Raw genomic sequence first — 23,155 nt, forward strand, 5'->3', positions numbered from 1 at the left:
AGTCAATCAGCTTCAGCATCAGTAAGCTCAAGCGAATCAACTTCAGCATCTGTATCAGCAAGCACAAGCTTGAGCAACAGCGTGTCAGCTTCAATCAGTGCTTCAGTATCAGCAAGCACAAGCTTGAGCAACAGCGTATCCGCTTCAATCAGTGCATCTGAATCAGCAAGCACAAGCTTGAGCAACAGCGTATCTGCTTCAATCAGTGCATCTGAATCAGTAAGCACAAGCTTGAGCAACAGCGTGTCTGCTTCAATCAGTGCTAGCCAATCAGCAAGCACAAGCTTGAGCAACAGCGTGTCTGCTTCAATCAGTGCTAGCCAATCAGCAAGCACAAGCTTGAGCAACAGCGTGTCTGCATCAATCAGTGCTAGCCAATCAGCAAGCACAAGCTTGAGCAACAGCGTATCTGCATCAATCAGTGCTAGCCAATCAGCAAGCACAAGCTTGAGCAACAGCGTGTCTGCTTCAATCAGTGCATCTGAATCAGCAAGCACAAGCTTGAGCAACAGCGTGTCTGCTTCAATCAGTGCATCTGAATCAGCAAGCACAAGCTTGAGCAACAGCGTATCTGCATCAATCAGTGCAAGCCAATCAGCAAGCACAAGCTTGAGCAACAGCGTATCTGCATCAATCAGTGCTAGCCAATCAGCAAGCACAAGCTTGAGCAACAGCGTGTCTGCTTCAATCAGTACTTCAGTATCAGCAAGCACAAGCTTGAGCAACAGCGTATCTGCATCAATCAGTGCTAGTCAATCAGCAAGCACAAGCTTGAGCAACAGCGTATCTGCATCAATCAGTACTTCAGTATCAGCAAGCACAAGCTTGAGCAACAGCGTATCTGCATCAATCAGTGCAAGCCAATCAGCAAGCACAAGCTTGAGCAACAGCGTATCTGCATCAATCAGTGCTAGCCAATCAGCAAGCACAAGCTTGAGCAATAGCGTGTCTGCATCAATCAGTGCATCTGAATCAGCAAGCACAAGCTTGAGCAACAGCGTATCTGCATCAATCAGTGCAAGCCAATCAGCAAGCACAAGCTTGAGCAACAGCGTATCTGCATCAATCAGTGCTAGTCAATCAGCAAGCACAAGCTTGAGCAACAGCGTATCTGCATCAATCAGTACTTCAGTATCAGCAAGCACAAGCTTGAGCAATAGCGTATCTGCATCAATCAGTGCTAGCCAATCAGCAAGCACAAGCTTGAGCAACAGCGTATCTGCATCAATCAGTGCAAGCCAATCAGCAAGCACAAGCTCGAGCAACAGCGTATCTGCATCAATCAGTGCAAGCCAATCAGCAAGCACAAGCTTGAGCAATAGCGTGTCTGCATCAATCAGTGCATCTGAATCAGCAAGCACAAGCTTGAGCAACAGCGTATTAGCTTCAATTAGTGCATCTGAATCAGCAAGCACAAGCTTGAGCAATAGCGTGTCTGCATCAATCAGTGCATCTGAATCAGCAAGCACAAGCTTGAGCAACAGCGTATCTGCATCAATCAGTGCTAGCCAATCAGCAAGCACAAGCTTGAGCAACAGCGTATCTGCATCAATCAGTGCAAGCCAATCAGCAAGCACAAGCTTGAGCAACAGCGTATCAGCTTCAATTAGTGCATCTGAATCAGCAAGCACAAGCTTGAGCAACAGCGTATTAGCTTCAATCAGTGCATCTGAATCAGCAAGCACAAGCTTGAGTAACAGCGTAAGTACATCTACATCACTTAGCAATAGCGTTTCAAGCAGTTTGAGTACAAGTGCGTCACAACAATCTAACTCATTCAGCTATAGTAAGGGTGATCCAACAAGCGAATCTAAGCCAGAGTTTAACCTTCCTAGCTACCTTGAATCTGTAAGTGCAAGTGACTCAGTTTCACTTAGCAAATCAGTAAGTGTGTCATTGAGCGATAGTACTTCAGCATCAATCAGCGCAAGTGAGTCAGTCTCAACAAGCACAAGCTTGAGTGACAGCATTTCTGCATCAATCAGTGCAAGCAACAACTCAGGTAGCGGTTCAGGTTCAACAAGCACAAGCAATGACTCAGCAAGTCAATCAGCTTCAGCATCTGTATCAGCTAGCCAATCAACTAGCGCATCAGTATCTGCAAGTCAATCAGCTTCAATCAGTGCAAGCAACAACTCAGGTAGCGGTTCAGGTTCAACAAGCACAAGCAATGACTCAGCAAGTCAATCAGCTTCAGCATCTGTATCAGCTAGCCAATCAGCTTCAATCAGCACAAGTGAATCAGTTTCAACAAGCACAAGCTTGAGCGACAGCGTAAGTACCTCAGCTAGCTTGTCTGACAGTGCTTCAATCTCAAGCGCTTTGAACCACTCACAAGCTCCTGCACAACAACCTGCTGGACCAGGACGCTCAAACGGTAGAAGACTTCCAAATACAGGAACTGCAAGTAACCAATTTGCTGGTCTTGGATTAGGAGTAGCTGTCTTGGCAACTGCCTCTCTTCTTGGCAAGAAGAAGAAATCAGCAGCTTCTGAAATGGATTTAGAAGACTAAGTCCCAGAAATCGACTAAAATGAAATTGCTGATATCATTTTAGCGATGAAAACAAGAACCCCGGATGGCTCAAGGCTATCTGGGGTTTTTGGCTCTTTGTCAACTGTAGAGAGTGAGATCTAACTAAGCATGATAGAGAGTCAGATTGGTTCTCTCTTTTCTAACATTCAAAGTAACGAGAATTATCATTCTAAATTTTTGAAAATCAGATACTAGACATTTTATATTCTTGCTGATTGCTTCCAACTTAGTATTGAAATGAAGGGGATTCAAGGATATTATGATGTAGGATTTGGATTGGAGAAAAGTTTAAAACACTGCCTGAAAAGGAGGGGAGGCCTCGTCAATTTTATTTTTGATGGATTTCCATTTCTAAACATTCTAAAGAACCTAATGATGTCTTACTGGTTATTAATCACTACCAAAGAGAATATCCGAATTACAAGACAGCTTTAAAAGCACTTAGGAATAAGAGGTAAAAATATTACACTACTCATTGCATATACTTAACGAAATAGATAAAAATCTAAAATTTATAGAGAAAATAATATAATTTCGACCTTTTGTGACAGGAATTGCTTGACTAAATAAAACTAAAGCTGTATAATAAGGCAAATATCTAAAACAGGAGGTTCTGGAAATGAAAAAGTCTAAGGTCAAGTATCTGACACTGGCAGGTGTCGTGTTAAGCGCAGGTATCCTATTGAGCGCATGTGGGAACTCAGCAAGTTCATCTAAAACATATAACTATGTCTATTCTAGTGATCCATCTAGTTTGAACTATCTAGCAGAGAACCGTGCAACAACCAATGATATCGTTACCAATCTGGTAGATGGTTTGATGGAAAATGACCAATATGGTAACTATGTTCCATCTTTGGCAGAGGATTGGACCGTTTCCAAGGACGGTTTGACTTATACCTACAAACTTCGTAAAGATGCCAAGTGGTATACATACGAAGGTGAAGAATACGCACCTGTAACTGCTCAAGACTTTGTGACAGGTTTGAAATATGCGGCAGATAAAAAATCTGAAGCCTTGTACTTGGTTCAAGACTCTGTAGCAGGTTTGGATGACTATATCAACGGTAAAACAACAGACTTTTCAACTGTCGGTGTGAAGGCGATTGATGACCAAACAGTTCAGTACACTTTGACACGTCCAGAATCTTATTGGAACTCTAAAACAACTTCAACCATTCTCTTCCCTGTCAATGCGGATTTCTTGAAATCAAAAGGGGATGATTTTGGTAAGGTAGACCCTTCTAGCATTTTGTACAATGGACCCTTCTTGATGAAATCATTTGTTTCAAAATCTGTTATCGAATACAAGAAAAATCCGAACTACTGGGATGCTAAAAATGTCTTTGTGGACGATGTGAAATTGACTTACTATGATGGTAGTGACCAAGATGCCCTAGCTCGTAACTTTGTAGAAGGAGTCTACAGCTACGCGCGTCTCTATCCAAATAGCTCAAGCTTTGAAGGAATTAAAGAGAAGAACAAGGATAACATCATCTATAGTATGCAAACCGCAACTTCTTATTACTTGAACTTCAACTTGGACAGAAAATCTTATAACTTCACTTCTAAGTCCTCAGATATCGAAAAGAAATCAACACAAGAAGCAGTTCTGAATAAAAACTTCCGTCAAGCCTTCAACTATGCTTATAACCGTACAGCCTATGGAGCTCAATCTCAAGGGGAAGATGGAGCAACGAAGATTATTCGTAACCTAGTGGTACCTCCTACATTTGTAAGTATCAACGGAAAAGACTTTGGCGATGTTGTTTCAGAAAAGATGGTCAACTATGGTCAAGAATGGCAAGGAATTAACTTTGCAGACGCGCAAGATCCATACTACAATCCTGACAAGGCTAAAGCTAAATTTGCAGAAGCTAAGAAAGAATTGGAAGCTAAGGGTGTGCAATTCCCAATTCACTTGGATGTATCAGTTGACCAATCAGCTAAAAAAGGTGTACTTGAAGCAAGTTCTTTAAAACAATCCATCGAATCTGTTCTAGGAGCTGAGAATGTGGTTATTGATATCCAACAATTATCAACAGATGACTTCGATAATTCTAGCTACCTCGCTCAAACGGCAGCTCAAAAAGACTTTGATATCTATAATGGCGGTTGGAGTGCTGACTACTTGGATCCATCAAGCTATCTAGATATCCTAAATGTCAATAACGGCGGTATGTTGCAAAACCTTGGTCTAGAACCAGGTGAGGTCAATGACAAGGCTAAGGCAGTTGGTCTGGATACTTACACTCAAATGTTAGAAGAAGCTAACAAGGAGCAAGATCCAGCGAAACGTTATGAAAAATATGCAGAAATTCAAGCTTGGCTCGTTGATAGCGCCCTTGCAATTCCAAACGTTTCCCTTGGTGGAACACCTAGCTTGAGAAAGACAGTTCCATTCTCAGCACCATTCTCACAAGCAGGAAATAAGGGTGTGGAATCATACAAGTACCTCAAGTTACAAGATAAGACTGTAACGGCTGATGAGTATGAAAAAGCTAAAGAAAAATGGCTGAAAGAAAAAGAAGAATCAAATAAAAAAGCCCAAGAAGAACTGGCAAAACACGTTAAATAACCAGTCTATTCAACAGGAAAAACGATAGTTTCTCAAGGAACTATCGTTTTTGTATAGTTTGAAACTATAACTAGCTCTTGAAAAGAAGAAAATGAGTTGGCGAAAATAAGTGGTACAATAGTTACTATAGATTTGGAGGTATTGTATGAGCAAAGAACGACACATCAACACAATTTTAGCCCAGGCGGGAATCAAGTCAGATAAGGCGACAGGTGCTTTGGTGACGCCACTACATTTTTCAACAACTTATCAGCATCCAGAGTTCGGTCAGTCTACTGGATTTGACTACACGCGCACTAAAAACCCAACTCGCAGTAAAGCGGAGGAAGTCTTGGCAGCAATCGAATCAGCAGACTATGCCCTAGCGACGAGCTCAGGTATGGCTGCGATTGTACTGGCTTTTAGTGTTTTTCCAGTAGGAAGTAAAGTCTTGGCTGTGCGAGATCTTTATGGGGGTTCTTTCCGATGGTTCAACCAAGTGGAGCAAGAAGGCCGTTTCCATTTTACCTATGCCAATACGGAAGCAGAGTTGATTGCTGAGCTGGAAAATGATGTGGATGTTCTCTACATCGAAACGCCAACCAATCCTTTGATGTTGGAATTTGATATTGCAAAACTAGCCAAACTAGCTCATGACAAGGGTGCTAAAGTAGTCGTAGACAATACCTTCTACAGTCCGATTTACCAACGACCAATCGAAGATGGTGCGGATATTGTCCTTCATTCGGCAACCAAGTACCTTGCAGGGCACAATGATGTCTTAGCTGGGGTAGTTGTGACTAATAGTTTAGAACTATATGAACAACTATTCTACAATCTTAATACGACAGGGGCGGTCTTGTCACCGTTTGATAGTTATCAGTTGATTCGTGGTCTTAAGACCTTGTCTCTTCGTATGGAGCGTTCTACAGCCAATGCCCAAGAAGTGGTTGCCTTTTTGAAGGCTTCACCTGCTGTCAAGGAAGTGCTCTATACAGGACGTGGGGGTATGATTTCCTTTAAAGTAGTGGATGAGAAACGTATTCCTCACATATTGAACAGCCTCAAGGTCTTCTCTTTTGCAGAAAGTTTGGGTGGGGTAGAAAGTCTCATTACTTATCCAACGACGCAGACCCATGCGGATATTCCAGCAGAAGTGCGCCATTCTTATGGCTTAACAGATGACCTCCTGCGCTTGTCTATTGGGATTGAGGATGCTAGAGATTTGATTGCGGACTTGCGCCAAGCCTTGGAAGGATAAGACAGATATGGGAAAATATGATTTTACAAGCCTGCCCAATCGTTTTGGGCACCATACCTATAAATGGAAAGAAGCGGAAGCTGATCGAGAAATTTTACCAGCCTGGATAGCGGATATGGACTTTGTGGTTTTGCCTGAGGTTCGACAAGCTGTACAAGCCTACGCAGATCAGTTGGTCTATGGCTATACCTATGCTAGCGATGCTTTGATTGAATCGGTTCAGGAATGGGAAGCCAGTCAACACGAGTATCACTTTGACAAGGATGCCCTCGTATTTATCGAGGGAGTGGTACCAGCTATTTCAACAGCTATTCAAGCCTTTACAAAAGAAGGAGAGGCTGTTCTGATTAACACACCGGTCTATCCACCTTTTGCCCGCAGTGTCAAACTGAACAATCGCCGATTGATTACCAATCCTTTGGTGGAAAAGGATGGGCTGTTTGAGATTGACTTTGATCAGCTGGAGAAGGATATAGTAGAAGAGGATGTGAAACTTTATATCCTATGCAATCCCCACAATCCTGGGGGCCGTGTTTGGGAAAAGGAAGTATTGGAAAAGATTGGTTATCTCTGCCAAAAACATGGTGTATTGCTGGTTTCGGATGAGATTCACCAAGATTTGGCCCTCTTTGGTCACAAACACCAGTCTTTTAATACCGTAAATCCAGACTTCAAAAACTTTGCTCTTGTTTTGAGCAGTGCTACCAAGACTTTTAATATTGCTGGAACGAAAAATTCCTATGCAGTTATTGAAAATCCAAAGCTTCGTGTGGCTTTCCAAAAACGCCAGTTGGCCAATAACCAGCATGAAATCTCAGGCTTGGGTTATTTGGCGACAGAAGCTGCCTACCGTTATGGCAAGGACTGGTTAGGAGAGTTAAAAGAAGTCATCGAAGACCATATTAACTATGTAGTGGATGTTTTGGGCAACGAAACCAAGATTAAAGTCATGAAACCACAAGGTACCTACTTGATCTGGCTGGATTTTTCAGCCTATAACCTAACGGATGAGCGCTTGCAAGAGCTTTTGAGAAATGAAGCTAAGGTTATCTTGAACAGAGGTTTGGACTTTGGGGAGGAGGGAACTCTTCATGCCCGCCTCAATGTAGCCATGCCGAAGTCAGTGCTAGAAGAAGTTTGCCAACGCATCGTGACTACTTTTGCTACCCTTTAAAAATCCAGCCTTCTAGGAGAAAAGTATTCCTAGAAGGCTATTTTCATAGGGGAAAATGTGGTATAATGAAGAGATAAGATAAAGGGGTAATTATGGCTAAATTGATTCCAGGAAAGTTGCGCATGGAGGGTGTTACTCTCTATGAGACAGGCAAGATTGAGATTATCAAGGAAAAGGGGAATCGCCTCTATACTCGTGTGGCGGGAGAAGACTTGCGCTACAGTTTAGAGGATGATCTTGTTTTTTGTGCTTGCGATTTTTTCCAAAAAAGAGGTTACTGTGTTCACCTCGCAGCGCTCGAGCATTATCTGAAGAACGACGAAGAAGGCCAGGTGATTTTACAAGCCTTAGAAAAAGGACATGAGGAGCAAGAAGAGGTCGAAACCAAGGTTAGTTTTGGTGGTGGTTTTTTGGAGCGTATCCAACCTCAGAAGAGAGAGAAAATCTACACTTTGTCGGCTCAAGGCCAGGTGGAAGCTGGAACCAATCGCCTCCTTTGGACTCTCCGAATCGGTTTAGTTGATAGTCAAAAATATTACGTCATCCGTGATATTCCACTCTTTTTGAAGGTCTTAGTCCATCGAAAACCATATATGATTGGGAAACACTACGAGAATGACTTGTCTTGGGATGCTTTTGATACAGCTAGCCAAGAAGTTCTTACTTTTTTATGTGGCTTGATTGAGGAGGGACTGAGTCAAGAGCTCTTTTTCCCTAATCAAGGTCGTCACCTCTTTTTCCCTCTGACCTTTTTTGAGCAGGGGGTGGAGTTGCTGATGAACTTGGAGGATTTTCATTTTGAACACCAGATAGATAGTTATGCAAATCTCCTCTTTCATGATTTAAATCCCGATGCAGAACTTTTCTCTTTTTCCGTGCAGGAGTATCCCGATTATTTTGAGATGGAGATCTCTGAAAGTGAGCGAGTCAACGTATTCTATGGGGGAGCAGTTCTCTTTCGTAAGGGGAATCTTTATCTCTTAAACCCTAAACAAATCAGTCTTTTGAAGGAAATCAATGAACTTCCTCAGGAAGAAAGAGGGAGAAAACGCCTCCAGTTCGATACTGGCGATCGGGATCGATTGGCCTCCTGTCTTTCTTTGTTTGGGCAGCTGGGCAAGATTTCTGCTCCAGAACGTTTACAAATACGAGCCTTTTCACCGATTTTTTACTTTGATAAGGAGAAGGATGGTCGTATCCGCTTGGATATCGAGTTTGATTATGGAGATATTAAGGTAACTAGCCATCAACAACTGGAAGAATTACCTTTCGCTAGTGATGCTTCCGTAGAAAGCCAGATATTTCAAGTTAGTTTAGGGGCTGGTTTTGAGGCTGATTTTCAGTCTTGGAGACAGGCTTTGAAGCCAGAGGCAGTTTATTCTTTCTTTCACCATACGATTCCTGCTTTTGAGAAATTGGGGTTGGTTTTCTTGTCTGATGAGATGAATCAGCTCTATAGCATTCAGGCTCCTCAGGTTCAGATCGAGTCCAAGGGAGGACTGCTAGAAATTCAGTTTGATTTTCAAGGGATTGGCCAAGAAGAGATTGATCAAGCTCTTAAAGCCTTAACCAGCAATCAGGATTTCTATATCAGTTCTTCTGATCAAGTATTCTTTTTTGATGAGGAAACCAAGCAGATCCGTCAGAATTTGCAAGAACTGGGTGTTGAACTAAAAGATGGTTCTTTCCAAGCTCGGAAATCCCTAGCTTATAGTCTTTCTCAGCTTTTTGAAGATCGCGATCGGATAGCATTCTCGGAGGAATTTCAGCATTTGGCTTATGATTTGACCCATCCAGAGGACTTTCCTTTAGGAAACGTACAGGTTCAAGCGAGTTTGAGAGACTATCAGGAAAAAGGTGTACGATGGCTCCGGATGCTTCACCACTATGGCTTTGGAGGCATATTGGCAGATGATATGGGACTGGGAAAAACACTGCAAACCATTGCTTTTTTGACAAGTCAGGTTACAGAAGATAGTCGTGTCTTGATTTTGGCGCCGTCAGGTTTGATTTACAACTGGGCAGATGAATTCAAAAGATTTGCTCCGCAGTTGGATTTGACTGTAGTTCATGGTTTGAAAGCGAATCGAGAAGTGATTCTTTCCGAAAATCATCAAATCTATGTGACCAGCTATGCGAGCTTTCGTCAAGACAGCGAGATCTATCAAGAGATATCCTTTGATTTTCTCTTTTTAGATGAGGCCCAAGTCATGAAAAATGCTCAAACTAAGATTGCCCAGAGTTTGCGCCAGTTTGTGGTGCCAGCAGTCTTTGCTTTGTCAGGTACACCCATAGAAAACCATCTAGGAGAGTTGTGGTCTATCTTTCAAATTGTGCTACCTGGGCTCTTGCCGAACAAGAAAGAGTTTATGAAATTACCAGCTGAGCGGGTGGCACAGTTTATCAAGCCCTTTGTCATGCGACGCAAGAAAGAAGAAGTTCTAACAGAACTGCCTGATTTGATTGAAGTCGTCTATAAAAACGAACTAGAAGACCAGCAGAAGGCCATCTATCTGGCCCAGTTGCAACAAATGCGAGAGCGTCTAGCGCAAGTGACAGATCAAGAATTCCAGAGAAGTCGCGTAGAAATCTTATCTGGTCTCATGCGTTTGCGTCAAATCTGCGATACGCCAGCTCTCTTTATGGACGATTACCAGGGCGCCAGCGGGAAACTCGATAGTCTCCGAGATTTATTGCTACAAGTGGCTGATGGTGGGCATCGAGTCTTGATTTTCTCACAATTTAAAGGAATGTTGGAAAAAATCGAGCAAGAACTCCCAGACTTGGGCTTGACTTCTTTCAAAATCACAGGCTCAACTCCTGCTCAAGACAGACAAGAGATGACCAAGGCCTTTAATCAAGGAGAAAGAGACGCCTTTCTTATCTCTCTAAAGGCAGGTGGTGTTGGTCTCAATCTAACGGGAGCTGATACGGTCATCCTAGTGGACCTCTGGTGGAATCCTGCGGTTGAAGCCCAAGCTATCGGACGTGCCCATCGTATGGGACAGGAGCAGAAGGTAGAGGTTTATCGCTTGATTACGAAAGGAACCATTGAAGAAAAAATCCAAGAACTTCAAGAACAGAAAAAACATTTGGTTTCCCAAGTTTTAGATGGTACAGAATCGCGTGCGAGCCTCAGTCTGGCAGAAATTCGAGAAATTTTGGGGATTTCTGAAGCCAACACTTGAAAAATCAAGACAATACGCTATAATGAAGAGTTGAAAGGAAATACAAAATGAAACAAGATCGATTTCCATTGGTGTCAGATGACGAGATCATGCTGACCGAAATGCCAGTCATGGACTTGTATGATGAGTCTGACTTTATCAGCAATATCAAAGGCGATTACCGAGATAAAAACTATTTAGAATGGTCTCCTATTGTTGAGAAAGCTGGTGTAGTTGCTCCTGTGGTTAGCAAAAAGCCAGAACCAGCTCCAGAAGTAAAAAAAGTTGAAAAAACTTATGCTGAGATGGCTCGAGAAGAGGCGCGTGCGGATCTAAAAAAGAAACGTTCAGCCAAATACTTGACGCAAGACGTTAGTCATACTAGACGTCAATCTTCTTCCACACATGCTCGTCATGGAAGCCAACCAACAGCACCATTTCAAAAGGAAAATCCAGGTGAGTTTGCCAAATTTAGCAAAAACTTGAATCAGTCTCACTATATTCTAGCTGAAGAAGCTGGACAAGTAGCGACTCCGACTTTTGAAAATCAATCTGGTAAAGCTAAAAAGAACAACTATGATTTTCTGAAGAAGAGCCAAATTTATAATAAAAAGAATAAGCAAACGGAACAGGAACGTCAGGTTGCCCAAGAGTTGAATCTGACAAGAATCACTGAATAAGGGAGAAAAGCATGTCAAAAACATATCATTTTATTGGAATCAAGGGATCAGGGATGAGTGCCTTGGCCTTGATGTTGCACCAAATGGGGCATAAGGTTCAAGGGTCAGACGTTGAAAAGTACTACTTTACTCAACGTGGACTAGAGCAGGCAGGAATTGCGATTCTTCCTTTTGATGAAAAGAACCTACAAGGTGATGTGGAGATTATCGCTGGAAATGCCTTCCGTCCAGATAACAACGTTGAAATCGCCTATGCAGATCAAAATGGTATCAGCTACAAACGTTACCACGAATTCCTAGGTAGCTTTATGCGCGACTTTGTCAGCATGGGAGTGGCAGGAGCACATGGGAAAACTTCAACGACTGGTATGTTGTCACACGTCTTGTCTCACATCACAGACACCAGCTTTTTGATTGGTGATGGGACAGGTCGTGGTTCAGAAAATGCTAAATATTTTGTCTTCGAATCAGACGAATACGAGCGCCATTTCATGCCTTACCATCCAGAATACTCTATCATCACCAACATTGACTTTGATCATCCAGACTACTTTACAAGTCTAGAGGATGTTTTCAATGCCTTTAACGACTATGCCAAACAAATTACCAAAGGTTTGTTTGTATACGGTGAGGATGCTGAGTTGCGTAAGATCACAGCCAATGCGCCAATCTATTACTATGGGTTTGAAGCTGAGGGCAATGACTTTGTAGCTAGTGATCTCCTTCGTTCTACGACTGGATCAACCTTTACAGTTCATTTCCGTGGACAAGAATTAGGTCAATTCCACATTCCAACCTTTGGTCGTCACAATATTATGAATGCGACAGCTGTTATTGGTCTTCTCTACACAGCAGGATTTGATTTGAACTTGGTGCGTGAACACTTGAAAACTTTTGCAGGTGTCAAGCGTCGTTTCACTGAGAAAATTGTCAATGATACAGTGATCATTGATGACTTTGCCCACCATCCAACAGAAATCATCGCGACCTTGGATGCTGCTCGTCAGAAATACCCAAGCAAGGAAATCGTAGCAATCTTCCAACCGCATACCTTTACAAGAACCATCGCCTTGTTGGACGAATTTGCCCAAGCCTTGAATCAAGCAGATGCAGTTTACCTAGCACAAATCTATGGATCAGCCCGTGAGGTAGATCACGGGGATGTCAAGGTAGAAGATCTAGCAAGCAAGATCACTAAGAAAAACCAAGTCATCACAGTTGAAAATGTTTCTCCACTCCTAGACCATGACAATGCTGTTTACGTCTTTATGGGTGCTGGAGACATCCAAACCTATGAATATTCATTTGAACGTCTTTTGTCTAACTTGACAAGCAACGTCCAATAAGGAAAACCAGATGGAAATTCCAATCACTATAAGGCAAGCCACCTTATCAGATTTAGACGAAATGTTGGCGATTGAAGAAGCCAATCCTTCATCAGAAGAGTCACTTAGCCTCCAATCCTTAGAAGAGAGTATCCGCAAGACTGCGGGTACCTTTCTTGTAGCTAGAGATGAAAACCAGCTTGTGGGCTATATTCTTGGGGCTGAATTGTCAGGAACTCACACTCAAACAAGCGCGAGCCTTGAAATCAAGCATCTAGCCATTCATCCAGACCGTCTTGGGCAAGGTTTGGGAACTCTTCTCCTTGCCAGCTTGAAACAAGTGGCTGTAGAAGGAGGAGTCAAGTGCCTTCGCCTGACTTGCCCTGATGACCTCCTCTCTTACTTTGAGATGAATGGCTTTGTTGAGGAAGGAGTGCCAGAGGCTTTGTACGCAAGATCTTCGGGATGGGATCTGATTTGGGCTAACCCTTTTTATCAGGAGGAAATATGAAAATCAGACAAGCAAGATTTTCGGATTTAGATCGGATTTTAGCGATAGAGCTGGAGAATTTCTCCTTTGAAGAAGCCATTCCTCGATCGGTCTTTGAGGCGCACTTACGTGAAATTCAGACCAGTTTTCTTGTAGCTGAAAGGGAGGGACGTATCCTTGGGTATATTGAAGGTCCAGTCGTCCCACATCGCCATCTACAAGATCAGTCCTTTACAGAAGAAATAAAAGACTATAGCCATCGACCTGGAGGCTATATCTCTGTGACTTGTCTCTCCATAGCTAAGGAGGCACAAGCTTTGGGCGTGGGAAAAAGACTGTTAAGGGCTCTGAAAGAAGTCGCTTTAGAACATGAACGAGAAGGCATTAACCTGACTTGTCATGATTATCTTATCTCATATTATGAGAAACATGGTTTTGTCAATGAAGGACTATCCCAATCTACCTATGCAGGTGAGACCTGGTATAACATGGTTTGGAAGCCTTGAAAACAAGAAATATAGTTGGAGAAAGGTATATTTTGTTGCTTTTCTGCGACTTTTAAGATATAATGTTATGGATTGCCAACAAGGAGGTAAAGCTTTTGAGCGAGAAATCAAGAGAAGAAACGTTAAGCTTTAAAGAACAGATTTTACGCGATTTAGAGAGAGTCAGAGAGAGAGAAAGAAAGGGGAAAGAAGAGGAAAGTCCGACCACCCCAACTTCATCTTCTCAAGTAACTCCACCCGCTCCTTCTGAACAAGAACCAAATCTTGCCACAGAAGGTTTAATGGTAGACTCTCTGTCAACTGTGGATGAAATCCTAAAAAATGCCCCAAGTGTACCATCACGTCCAAGTTTTGAATCAAGCGAAGTGACAGGACCAGAGCCAGAAGAGTCAAAACTAGAAGAGTCTGCACCAGCCAAGATTGATGCTGTAGAGCCTAAAAAGGAAGACAAAGAGTTTAACACTACTCCAACTAAAGTGGCTGTTTCCTATAAAACGGATGATAATAAAGAAGAATCAGTCCCTCCTGTTGTGGAGAATGTAGTCCCTGCTCCAGTTGAGAAAGTTGATAACCTAGCGGATGCTCCACGACGCAGTCGTCGTGAAGGAACAAAGCCAGCTAAGAAAAAGAAGAAATCAAAAGCTAAAGGCTGTTTGCTAACTTTCCTAGTTCTCCTAGTGCTCGTAAGTATTGGTGGCTTCTTTGGTTATGGATACGTTCAAGAATCCTTGAAACCTGTTGATGCAAGTTCTAAGGACTATGTGACAGTTCAAATTCCAGAAGGTTCAAATATTCAAGAAATTGGGAGCACTTTGGAAAAATCTGGTTTGGTAAAACATGGACTTATCTTTAGCTTTTATGCTAAATATAAGGGCGCAGACTTAAAATCAGGTTATTACAACTTGAAGAAGAGCATGAGTACGGATGAATTGATCCAAGAATTGCAAAAGGGGGGAACTCCTGAACCTCAAGAACCAGCTCTTGCAAGCCTGACAATTCCAGAAGGATATACATTAGAGCAAATCGCTCAAACAGTAGGACAACTTCAAGGTGAATTTAAAGAACCTCTTACAGCGGATGCTTTCTTGGCAAAAGCTCAAGATGAGACCTTTATCTCTCAAGTAGTAGCCAAGTATCCAAACTTGCTTGGAAGTCTACCAACAAAAGATAGCGGGGTTCGTTATCGCCTAGAAGGTTACCTTTTCCCAGCAACTTATACCATCAAAGAAAGCACTACAGTTGAAAGTTTGATTGATGAGATGTTAGCTGCTATGGATAAGGCTATGTCACCATATTACGCTACGATCAAAGAAAAGAATCTGACTGTCAATGAATTGCTCAGTATCGCTTCTCTTGTTGAAAAAGAAGGTGCCAAGACAGAAGATCGCAAGAAGATTGCTGGTGTCTTCTATAACCGCTTAAACCTCGGTATGCCGCTTCAAAGTAATATCGCTATCCTGTATGCCCAAGGCAAGCTTGGTCAAAAGATTAGTCTAGCGGATGACGCTGGAATTGATACAACGATTGATTCACCATACAATGTTTACACACACCTTGGCCTCATGCCTGGACCGGTAGACAGTCCAAGTCTGGATGCCATCGAAGCAAGTGTAAATCAGACAAAGAGTGACTACTTATACTTTGTAGCCAATGTCGAAGATGGTAAAGTGTACTTTGCAACGACCAAAGAAGAACATGATCAAAACGTTGCAGAACACATCAATAGCAAACTGACACAATCAAGTAGTTCAAACTAAAATTATGTGGTTTTCCACATAATTTTGTTTTAAAAACAAATTAAGAAAAGAAAGTTGAGAAAAATGGCAGAAAAAACTTACCCAATGACCCTTGAAGAAAAGGAAAAACTAGAAAAAGAATTAGAGGAGTTGAAACTCGTTCGACGTCCCGAAGTCGTAGAGCGTATTAAGATTGCTCGTTCCTATGGAGACCTTTCAGAAAATAGTGAGTATGAAGCAGCGAAAGATGAACAAGCTTTTGTTGAAGGACAAATTTCAAGCTTGGAAACTAAAATCCGCTATGCTGAAATCGTTAATAGCGATGCAGTTGCCCAAGATGAGGTAGCAATCGGTAAGACTGTAACGATCCAAGAAGTCGGTGAAGATGACGAAGAAGTCTATATCATCGTCGGTTCTGCAGGTGCAGATGCTTTTGCTGGTAAGGTTTCAAATGAGAGCCCGATTGGGCAAGCCTTGATCGGTAAAAAGACTGGTGATACAGCGACCATTGAGACACCAGTTGGTAGCTATGATGTAAAAATCTTGAAGGTTGAAAAAACAGCCTAAATAGGATGAAAAAGGAGTAGTGGAGGTCTTGTCTTGCTCAACTCCTTTTTGGTTTTTTGAATAAATAGGAGACTATATGAGTGAAAATAAGAAGAAAAATAAAATGGAGCGTGGATTAACCAATCGCCACGTTCAGGTGATGGCCATTGCTGGGACAATCGGAACAGGACTTTTCCTAGGTGCTGGTCGTTCTATCAGCCTTACTGGACCTTCTATCATCCTGATTTACATGATTACAGGAGCCTTTATGTTTTTGATGATGAGGGCTGTTGGAGAGATGCTCTACCAGGATCCAGAACAGCATACTTTTATCAACTTTATCACCCGTCATTTGGGGAAAGGCTGGGGGTATTTCTCGGTATGGTCTTATTGGTTGTCTGTCGTCTTTATCGGTATGGCAGAAATCACTGCGATTTCGCATTATGTTCAGTTTTGGTTTCCTAGCTGGCCTAGTTGGTTGATTCAGATTGTCTTTTTAACGATTTTGGCCTTGGTCAATCTGATTGCGGTTAAGCTCTTTGGAGAAGTCGAGTTTTGGTTTGCAATGGTTAAGATTGTGGCTATTTTAGCTATGATTGCAACGGGAGCCTTTATGGTTTTAACTGGATTTGAGACGCCACATGGGGCTGCAAGTCTGGCAAATATCAGCGACCAGTTCTCTCTTTTTCCAAATGGAGTCATGAACTTTGTCATGGCCTTTCAAATGGTATTTTTTGCCTATCTGATGATTGAATTTATCGGAGTGACAACCTCTGAAACGAAGAATCCTCGTCAGGTTTTGCCCAAGGCCGTTAAGGAAATTCCTCTCCGAATTGTCTTCTTTTATGGTGGAGCTCTATTAGCCATTATGTCTATCATTCCCTGGAGAGAACTTGCTTCTTCAGATTCACCATTCGTAACGGTTTTTGAACTAGCAGGTATCAAGTGGGCAGCAGCTCTGATTAACTTCGTTGTTTTGACGTCGGCAGCTTCTGCTCTTAACTCAACCCTTTACTCAACAGGACGTCATTTGTACCAGATTGCTCATGATTCGCCAAATCCATTCCTAAAAGCAATTAAGGCAGATACACTTTCTCGCCACAACGTGCCACAAAATGCCATCATTGCCTCAGCGGTTCTGATTGCCCTAGCAGCCTTTATCAATGTCTTGCCAGGTGTTTCGGATGCCTTTGCCTTGATTACGGCATCATCATCAGGTGTTTATATTGCGATTTATATCTTGATCATGGTGGCTCACCTTAAGTATCGCAAGTCACAGGACTTTATGGCGGATGGCTACCTCATGCCCCATTATCGTTTCTTAAACCCGTTAACCATGCTCTTCTTTGCCTTTGTCTTTGTAACCCTCTTTTTACAAGAATCTACCTTTATGGGAGCAATTGGTTCAGCTATCTGGATTATCGGTTTTGGGATTTATAGCCAGTGGAAATTTAGAAAATAGATTAAGGACTCATCAACTTTGCTTGGTGAGTTTTTCTAGTTTGACAGTCCATCGAAATAAGATTATAATCAAGCTGTAGCAGTTTATTAGGAGGTTTGGATGTACCTTAGATTGGAAAATAAGGAATCGCATAAAGCGCAAGAAATTGGGACTTTGATTCGTGCTTATAATCGTTCAAAAAGAGAAGAGGCTGAGAGCGAACCACTGAATCTTTATCTCGAAGACGAAAAGGGCAATCTCATGGCGGGCTTAGTAGCAGAGACTTTCGGAAATTGGCTGGAAATCGAATATTTGTTTGTGAAAGAGGAGCTACGAGGACAAGGAATTGGTTCGAAACTACTGCAGCAAGCAGAAAATGAAGCCAAGAATCGAAACTGTCGTTTTGCTTTTGTGAATACTTACCAGTTTCAAGCGCCAGATTTTTATCTAAGTCATGGCTACAAGGAAGTTTTTACCTTGCAAGACTATCCCTATACAGGACAAAGATACTATTACCAAAAGGATTTGTGACCCAGATTACCTTCCTTTGAAGAGGAGCTTAGCTAAGTAGCAAAAAAGAACGAAAACTCTTTGTCATGAAAGACGATAGAGAGTTTTTTTGTTAATAAAATGTTACAAAATGACATTTATATATTGCATTAAGTTAGATATATGGTATAATGTTTTTAAAAGAAGCGCAACTTTTTAAAAATAGAAGGAGGATGCTAGTGGCTAAAAATTTAAAGTTAAAACTAGCTCGTGTGGAGCTTGATATGACACAAGGGGATTTGGCAGAGGCTGTTGGTGTTACTAGGCAGACTATAGGCTTGATAGAAGCTGGGAAATATAATCCTAGTCTCTCCCTTTGCCAGTCCATTTGCAGATGCTTAGGAAAAACATTAGATCAACTATTTTGGGAGGAAGAAGATGAAAAATAGAAAAAAACTTGTTATCAAAGATGAACGTACGGAAAAATTGGATGGAAATATTTCAGGAGAAATTCTTTTGGGAATGTGCCTATTTTTGGCACTGGAAATTTTTGCCAAAGTTTATATTTTTAATTTAACGCTTCTGTCCTATTTGCCAGAATTACTTTTATTGATCGGAGTTGGTTTGTATGCCATTATTCGCCGCATGTATGTAGGAATTGATATTCGAGATATTGTTGAGACTGGAAAAGAAAGAATTTTATCTGCTTTGGGATTTTCTATAGTGATTTTACTGATTGATATCGTAGGTAATCGCGAGGAACTGGTCAGTCTATTGACTTGGAAGTACTCCCTAAAAGTGGTCCTAGCAGTTGTCATCTATCTCGTTGGGAGTTATTCTATGGATAGAGTTATCCTATACTTGAATCGCAGAAATCAGCAAGTTTGGGAGGAAGAAGATGAAAAATAGATTTTTTTATTATCAATTATTAGACGAAAGGGAAGAGCAACTGATGAATAAAGCGGGGGCTGAAAGTTTCTATATATCTATAGCTTTCTTGCTTTTATCTTATATGATTGCAGTATTAGCACCAAGTCTTTTTAATCCGAGAATGATTCTCATCATTATCATTATTGGAACTTCTTACTTTTTCGGCCGTGCTCGAGATTTGGGTGTGAACTACTATAGTCGTTTTCATTTTACAATTATAGGGTGTTTGCTGGTAACTCTCGCTATTACAACTCTCTTGATGGTGCAGAATTATCAATTCAACATAGAAATTTATCAGCACAATCCTTTGAACTTTAAATACTTGTCTGCTTGGGTGATTACTTACCTGATTTACCTTCCTTGGGTTTTTATCGGCAATCTCGGGCTTAAAAGTTATGGCGAATGGGCTCAAAAAAAGTTTGAGCAAGATATGGATGAACTTGAGAGTGGAGAATAGTTTGTTAGCTTTTTATCAATATCGATAAAATGTGTTATAATAGTACTAATTTATCAGATGGTGGGAAAGCTACTAAAGGCTTTCATGGCTTATAAACAAGGAAGAAGGAAAACAGATGTATCCAGATGATAGTTTAACTTTGCACACAGACTTGTACCAGATCAACATGATGCAGGTTTATTTTGACCAAGGAATTCACAATAAGAAGGCGGTTTTTGAAGTTTATTTCCGCCAGCAACCTTTTCAGAACGGTTATGCAGTTTTCGCTGGTCTGGAGAGAATTGTACATTATCTTGAAGACTTGCGCTTTTCTGATAGCGATATTGCCTACTTGGAATCGCTTGGATATCATGGGGCGTTCTTAGATTACCTCCGCAATTTCAAGTTGGAGTTGACGGTTCGTTCTGCCCAGGAAGGGGATTTGGTTTTTGCCAATGAACCGATTGTGCAGGTGGAAGGGCCTCTAGCCCAATGTCAATTGGTTGAAACGGCTCTCTTAAACATCGTTAACTTTCAAACCTTGATAGCGACCAAGGCAGCACGTATTCGTTCGGTCATTGAGGATGAACCCTTGATGGAGTTCGGAACACGTCGTGCGCAAGAAATGGATGCGGCTATCTGGGGAACACGCGCAGCCGTGATTGGTGGAGCCAACGGAACTAGCAACGTGCGAGCAGGGAAGCTCTTTGGTATCCCTGTCTTGGGGACTCATGCCCATGCCTTGGTACAAGTTTATGGGAACGACTATGAAGCCTTTAAGGCCTATGCGTCAACCCATCGTGACTGTGTCTTTCTAGTAGATACTTATGATACGTTGCGAATCGGTGTGCCAGCTGCCATTCAGGTGGCGCGTGAGCTGCGTGATCAGATTAACTTTATGGGTGTACGGATTGACTCTGGGGATATTGCCTACATTTCCAAGAAAGTCCGTCAGCAACTGGACGAGGCTGGATTCACAGAGGCTAAGATCTATGCTTCTAATGATCTAGATGAAAATACGATCCTCAATCTCAAGATGCAAAAGGCTAAAATTGATGTCTGGGGTGTGGGAACCAAGTTGATTACAGCCTATGACCAGCCTGCTCTTGGTGCAGTTTATAAGATTGTGGCTATTGAAGATGAAAATGGTCAGATGCGCAATACCATCAAACTGTCTAATAATGCGGAAAAAGTGTCTACGCCAGGTAAGAAACAGGTATGGCGCATTACCAGTCGTGAAAAAGGCAAGTCAGAAGGTGACTACATTACTTATGATGGTGTGGATGTGAGTGACATGACAGAAATCAAGATGTTCCATCCAACTTATACCTACATCAAAAAGACCGTTCGTAATTTTGATGCCGTTCCTCTCTTGGTGGATATTTTCAAAGAAGGAACATTAGTTTACAACTTGCCTAGTTTGAATGACATTCAGGATTATGCCCGTAAGGAATTCGACAAGCTATGGGATGAGTACAAACGTGTTCTCAATCCGCAACATTACCCAGTAGATTTGGCGCGTGATATTTGGCAAGATAAGATGGACTTGATTGATAAGATGCGCAAGGAAGCCCTTGGCGAAGGAGAAGAAGAATGAGTTTGCAAGAGACCATTATCCAGCAACTAGGTGTCAAGCCAGTGATTGACGCCCAGGAAGAAATCCGTCGTTCCATTGACTTCTTAAAAAAATACCTGAAAAAACATCCCTTCCTTAAAAGTTTTGTACTAGGAATTTCTGGAGGACAGGACTCGACTTTAGCGGGACGCTTGGCGCAATTAGCTATGGAAGAAATGCGAGCAGAAACTGGAGATGACAGTTACAAATTTATCGCTGTTCGCCTACCTTATGGAGTCCAAGCTGACGAAGAGGACGCCCAAAAAGCCCTTGCTTTCATCCAACCAGATGTCAGTGTGGTGGTCAATATCAAGGACTCTGTAGATGCTATGGCCTTAGCGGTAGAAGCTACAGGCAGTCAAATGACGGATTTTAATAAAGGAAATATCAAGGCTCGTAGCCGTATGATCGCTCAATATGCGCTAGCAGGAGCACATAGTGGAGCAGTTATTGGGACAGATCATGCTGCGGAAAATATCACAGGTTTCTTTACTAAGTTTGGTGACGGCGGTGCGGATATTCTCCCTCTTTACCGACTCAATAAACGCCAAGGGAAACAACTTTTGAAAGAGCTTGGCGCAGATCCTACCCTCTATGAAAAAGTACCTATCGCAGACCTTGAAGAAGATAAGCCGGGCTTGGCTGACGAAGTCGCTCTCGGAGTCACTTATGCAGAGATTGATGACTACCTAGAAGGCAAAAGAATCAGCCCAGAAGCTCAAGCAAGGATCGAAAACTGGTGGCATAAAGGCCAACACAAACGCCACTTACCCATCACCGTATTTGATGACTTTTGGGAGTAAAAAGGTCCGGGGGACCTTTTTACCCCGAGTCTAAAAACAGGAAAACGAGGAACCTCCAGTGGAGGTTTTCAGCCTCTCACTTTGAAATAATAAAGTGAGAGTAGGTCCGGTAACTCGAAGAGTTCGATTTTCCTTGTCTTACCCCCGCAACGATGACTAGGTTTGAAAAAGCTTGGTAAAGCGTATTTCAAACCAGACAGCGACTGCGTCAAGGAATTAGATGAAAAACTCGTTTCCTATCTGTTACTGAGTTTAGCCTTTTTACCCCGAGTCTAAAAATAAGAAAACGAGGCAGGTCCAGTGGACCTTCTTCGCTTCTGGTCTTGAATAGAGAAGTAAGGTAGAACAATGGGAGTATAAACCTAATCCCAAGGATAGAAAGTGAGGTAACATCGTGAAAGCAATCGGTACGCAAACCTTACAGACAGATCGTTTAATTTTGAGAAGATTTGTGGAGAGTGATGCAGAAGCTATGTTTCAAAATTGGGCTTCATCTGCTGAGAATCTAGCCTATGTCACCTGGGATCCTCATCCGAATCTTGAGGTGACTCGAAACTCGATTCGCAATTGGGTTGCCTCTTATGCCGATTCCAACTATTACAAATGGGCGATTTGTCTCAAAGAAAACCCAGAGCAAGTGATTGGAGATATCAGCATCGTTGCAATGGATGAGAACGATTCTTCTTGTGAAATTGGCTATATTTTAGGAAAGAATTATTGGGGCCGTGGTATGATGACGGAGGCTTTGAAAGCTGTCTTAGACTTCTGTTTTACTCGAGCAGGATTTCAAAAGGTCAGAGCAAGATATGCCAGTCTCAACCCAGCTTCAGGTCGTGTGATGGAGAAGGCTGGAATGTCCTATCTAAAAACCATTGCCAATGGTGTGGAGAGAAAAGACTATGTTGCGGACCTTACTTATTATCAGATTAAAAAGAACTAAGAAATGACCTGAGCTTCAAAAGTTAAATTTTGAAGCTCAGGTCATTTTCTTCTGCTCTTTTATTTTAGCTCATAAAGCCAGTCATCACCGTCTCTGTAGTAAAAGAATTCACTCAGATCTTCCTCTATAAATACACGAAGCATGTCGGACATATCCTTAGTTGCTAGTTTTAGTTGAGATAGATTTTCAAAATCCTCCCACCAAACCTTTCCTTCGTCTGAAGATTGGAGTTTACCAGTAAAGTGTTCTGTCTTGAAAAAAAGGACAACATAACGGTAATCCTCATCATCATACCAATCTTTGATACCACAGAGTTGGGGTTTGGAAATGGTTAGACCCGTTTCTTCCTTCACTTCACGAATGACAGCATCGACAAAGGATTCGCCACGTTCAACATGCCCGCTAGGAGAAGTAATACCAGGCCAGTCAGGACTAACTCGGTCTTGGACCAGAACCTTGTTTCCGTTTTTAATCATGCACATGTTGACAAATTCGACTGATTCTCTTTTGTTCATTTTCTTTCA

23 protein-coding genes are annotated in these 23,155 nt (G+C 42.0%); 19 read left to right on the top strand and 4 right to left on the bottom strand.

The window, feature by feature from the left end:
• Positions 1–2: 2 nt before the first annotated feature.
• The 3 genes from FGK98_RS10220 to FGK98_RS10230 are packed head-to-tail and all read right to left on the bottom strand — an operon-like array spanning position 3 to position 1,727.
• Positions 3–725 (bottom strand): hypothetical protein, encoded by a 723-nt coding sequence (locus tag FGK98_RS10220; RefSeq protein WP_347233050.1) that lies wholly within the window; start codon positions 723–725, stop codon positions 3–5.
• Between the two features lie 27 nt (positions 726–752).
• Positions 753–1,049: a hypothetical protein gene (locus FGK98_RS10225; RefSeq protein WP_347233051.1), complete on the bottom strand. Its 297-nt coding sequence runs from the start codon at positions 1,047–1,049 to the stop codon at positions 753–755.
• Between the two features lie 27 nt (positions 1,050–1,076).
• Entirely contained in the window at positions 1,077–1,727 is a 651-nt protein-coding gene (locus tag FGK98_RS10230; protein ID WP_347233052.1) for a hypothetical protein, read from the bottom strand.
• 169 nt (positions 1,728–1,896) lie between these two features.
• Here FGK98_RS10230 and FGK98_RS10235 point away from each other — a divergent pair, with 169 nt between their 5' ends.
• The 19 genes from FGK98_RS10235 to FGK98_RS03135 all read left to right on the top strand — a co-directional run bounded on the left by FGK98_RS10235 (position 1,897) and on the right by FGK98_RS03135 (position 22,631).
• The gene (locus tag FGK98_RS10235; RefSeq protein ID WP_241993353.1) at positions 1,897–2,514 is read left to right on the top strand and encodes an LPXTG cell wall anchor domain-containing protein; all 618 of its coding nucleotides are present in this window, start codon (positions 1,897–1,899) and stop codon (positions 2,512–2,514) included.
• 640 nt (positions 2,515–3,154) lie between these two features.
• Positions 3,155–5,113, top strand: a complete 1,959-nt coding sequence (locus tag FGK98_RS03050; protein WP_138099970.1) for a peptide ABC transporter substrate-binding protein — start codon at positions 3,155–3,157, stop codon at positions 5,111–5,113.
• Between the two features lie 145 nt (positions 5,114–5,258).
• A complete protein-coding gene (locus tag FGK98_RS03055; RefSeq protein ID WP_138099971.1) occupies positions 5,259–6,353 on the top strand; it encodes a cystathionine gamma-synthase in 1,095 nt (364 codons plus the stop codon).
• 7 nt (positions 6,354–6,360) lie between these two features.
• Entirely contained in the window at positions 6,361–7,527 is a 1,167-nt protein-coding gene (locus FGK98_RS03060; RefSeq protein WP_138099972.1) for a MalY/PatB family protein, read from the top strand.
• Positions 7,528–7,619: 92 nt separating this feature from the next.
• Positions 7,620–10,715, top strand: coding sequence for a DEAD/DEAH box helicase (locus FGK98_RS03065; RefSeq protein WP_138099973.1), 3,096 nt, complete (start codon positions 7,620–7,622; stop codon positions 10,713–10,715).
• 47 nt (positions 10,716–10,762) lie between these two features.
• Complete coding sequence (locus FGK98_RS03070) at positions 10,763–11,374, top strand: cystathionine gamma-synthase (RefSeq protein ID WP_138099974.1); 612 nt, start codon at positions 10,763–10,765, stop codon at positions 11,372–11,374.
• Positions 11,375–11,385: 11 nt separating this feature from the next.
• Positions 11,386–12,720, top strand: coding sequence for a UDP-N-acetylmuramate--L-alanine ligase (murC, locus tag FGK98_RS03075; protein WP_138099975.1), 1,335 nt, complete (start codon positions 11,386–11,388; stop codon positions 12,718–12,720).
• A gap of 10 nt (positions 12,721–12,730) precedes the next feature.
• Positions 12,731–13,210, top strand: a complete 480-nt coding sequence (locus tag FGK98_RS03080; protein WP_138099976.1) for a GNAT family N-acetyltransferase — start codon at positions 12,731–12,733, stop codon at positions 13,208–13,210.
• Positions 13,207–13,695 carry a GNAT family N-acetyltransferase gene (locus tag FGK98_RS03085; RefSeq protein WP_138099977.1) on the top strand — a complete coding sequence of 163 codons (489 nt, stop codon included), beginning with the start codon at positions 13,207–13,209 and terminating at the stop codon, positions 13,693–13,695. Before FGK98_RS03080 ends, FGK98_RS03085 begins: the two co-directional genes overlap by 4 nt.
• A gap of 62 nt (positions 13,696–13,757) precedes the next feature.
• Complete coding sequence (gene mltG / locus FGK98_RS03090) at positions 13,758–15,452, top strand: endolytic transglycosylase MltG (RefSeq protein WP_138099978.1); 1,695 nt, start codon at positions 13,758–13,760, stop codon at positions 15,450–15,452.
• A gap of 63 nt (positions 15,453–15,515) precedes the next feature.
• Entirely contained in the window at positions 15,516–15,998 is a 483-nt protein-coding gene (greA, locus tag FGK98_RS03095) for a transcription elongation factor GreA (RefSeq protein WP_038805600.1), read from the top strand.
• 76 nt (positions 15,999–16,074) lie between these two features.
• Positions 16,075–17,439, top strand: coding sequence for an amino acid permease (locus tag FGK98_RS03100; protein WP_171011104.1), 1,365 nt, complete (start codon positions 16,075–16,077; stop codon positions 17,437–17,439).
• Positions 17,440–17,538: 99 nt separating this feature from the next.
• A complete protein-coding gene (locus FGK98_RS03105) occupies positions 17,539–17,949 on the top strand; it encodes a GNAT family N-acetyltransferase (RefSeq protein ID WP_138099979.1) in 411 nt (136 codons plus the stop codon).
• Positions 17,950–18,146: 197 nt separating this feature from the next.
• Positions 18,147–18,356: a helix-turn-helix transcriptional regulator gene (locus FGK98_RS03110; protein WP_001107501.1), complete on the top strand. Its 210-nt coding sequence runs from the start codon at positions 18,147–18,149 to the stop codon at positions 18,354–18,356.
• Entirely contained in the window at positions 18,346–18,816 is a 471-nt protein-coding gene (locus FGK98_RS03115) for a DUF6773 family protein (RefSeq protein WP_138099980.1), read from the top strand. The genes FGK98_RS03110 and FGK98_RS03115 overlap by 11 nt, the downstream gene beginning before the upstream one ends.
• The gene (locus FGK98_RS03120) at positions 18,806–19,294 is read left to right on the top strand and encodes a DUF6773 family protein (RefSeq protein ID WP_138099981.1); all 489 of its coding nucleotides are present in this window, start codon (positions 18,806–18,808) and stop codon (positions 19,292–19,294) included. Before FGK98_RS03115 ends, FGK98_RS03120 begins: the two co-directional genes overlap by 11 nt.
• 115 nt (positions 19,295–19,409) lie before the next feature.
• Entirely contained in the window at positions 19,410–20,870 is a 1,461-nt protein-coding gene (locus FGK98_RS03125) for a nicotinate phosphoribosyltransferase (protein WP_138099982.1), read from the top strand.
• Positions 20,867–21,691 carry an ammonia-dependent NAD(+) synthetase gene (gene nadE / locus FGK98_RS03130; RefSeq protein ID WP_138099983.1) on the top strand — a complete coding sequence of 275 codons (825 nt, stop codon included), beginning with the start codon at positions 20,867–20,869 and terminating at the stop codon, positions 21,689–21,691. The genes FGK98_RS03125 and nadE overlap by 4 nt, the downstream gene beginning before the upstream one ends.
• Before the next feature lie 394 nt (positions 21,692–22,085).
• Positions 22,086–22,631: a GNAT family N-acetyltransferase gene (locus FGK98_RS03135; protein ID WP_138099984.1), complete on the top strand. Its 546-nt coding sequence runs from the start codon at positions 22,086–22,088 to the stop codon at positions 22,629–22,631.
• A 59-nt stretch (positions 22,632–22,690) separates the two neighbouring features.
• On the opposite strand, the gene FGK98_RS03140 is transcribed toward FGK98_RS03135, so the two are convergent.
• Positions 22,691–23,146, bottom strand: a complete 456-nt coding sequence (locus FGK98_RS03140; RefSeq protein ID WP_138099985.1) for an 8-oxo-dGTP diphosphatase — start codon at positions 23,144–23,146, stop codon at positions 22,691–22,693.
• Positions 23,147–23,155 lie beyond the last annotated feature (9 nt).

Origin of the sequence: Streptococcus australis, from assembly GCF_901543175.1 — a bacterium.
GTDB classification, from domain to species: domain Bacteria; phylum Bacillota; class Bacilli; order Lactobacillales; family Streptococcaceae; genus Streptococcus; species Streptococcus australis_A.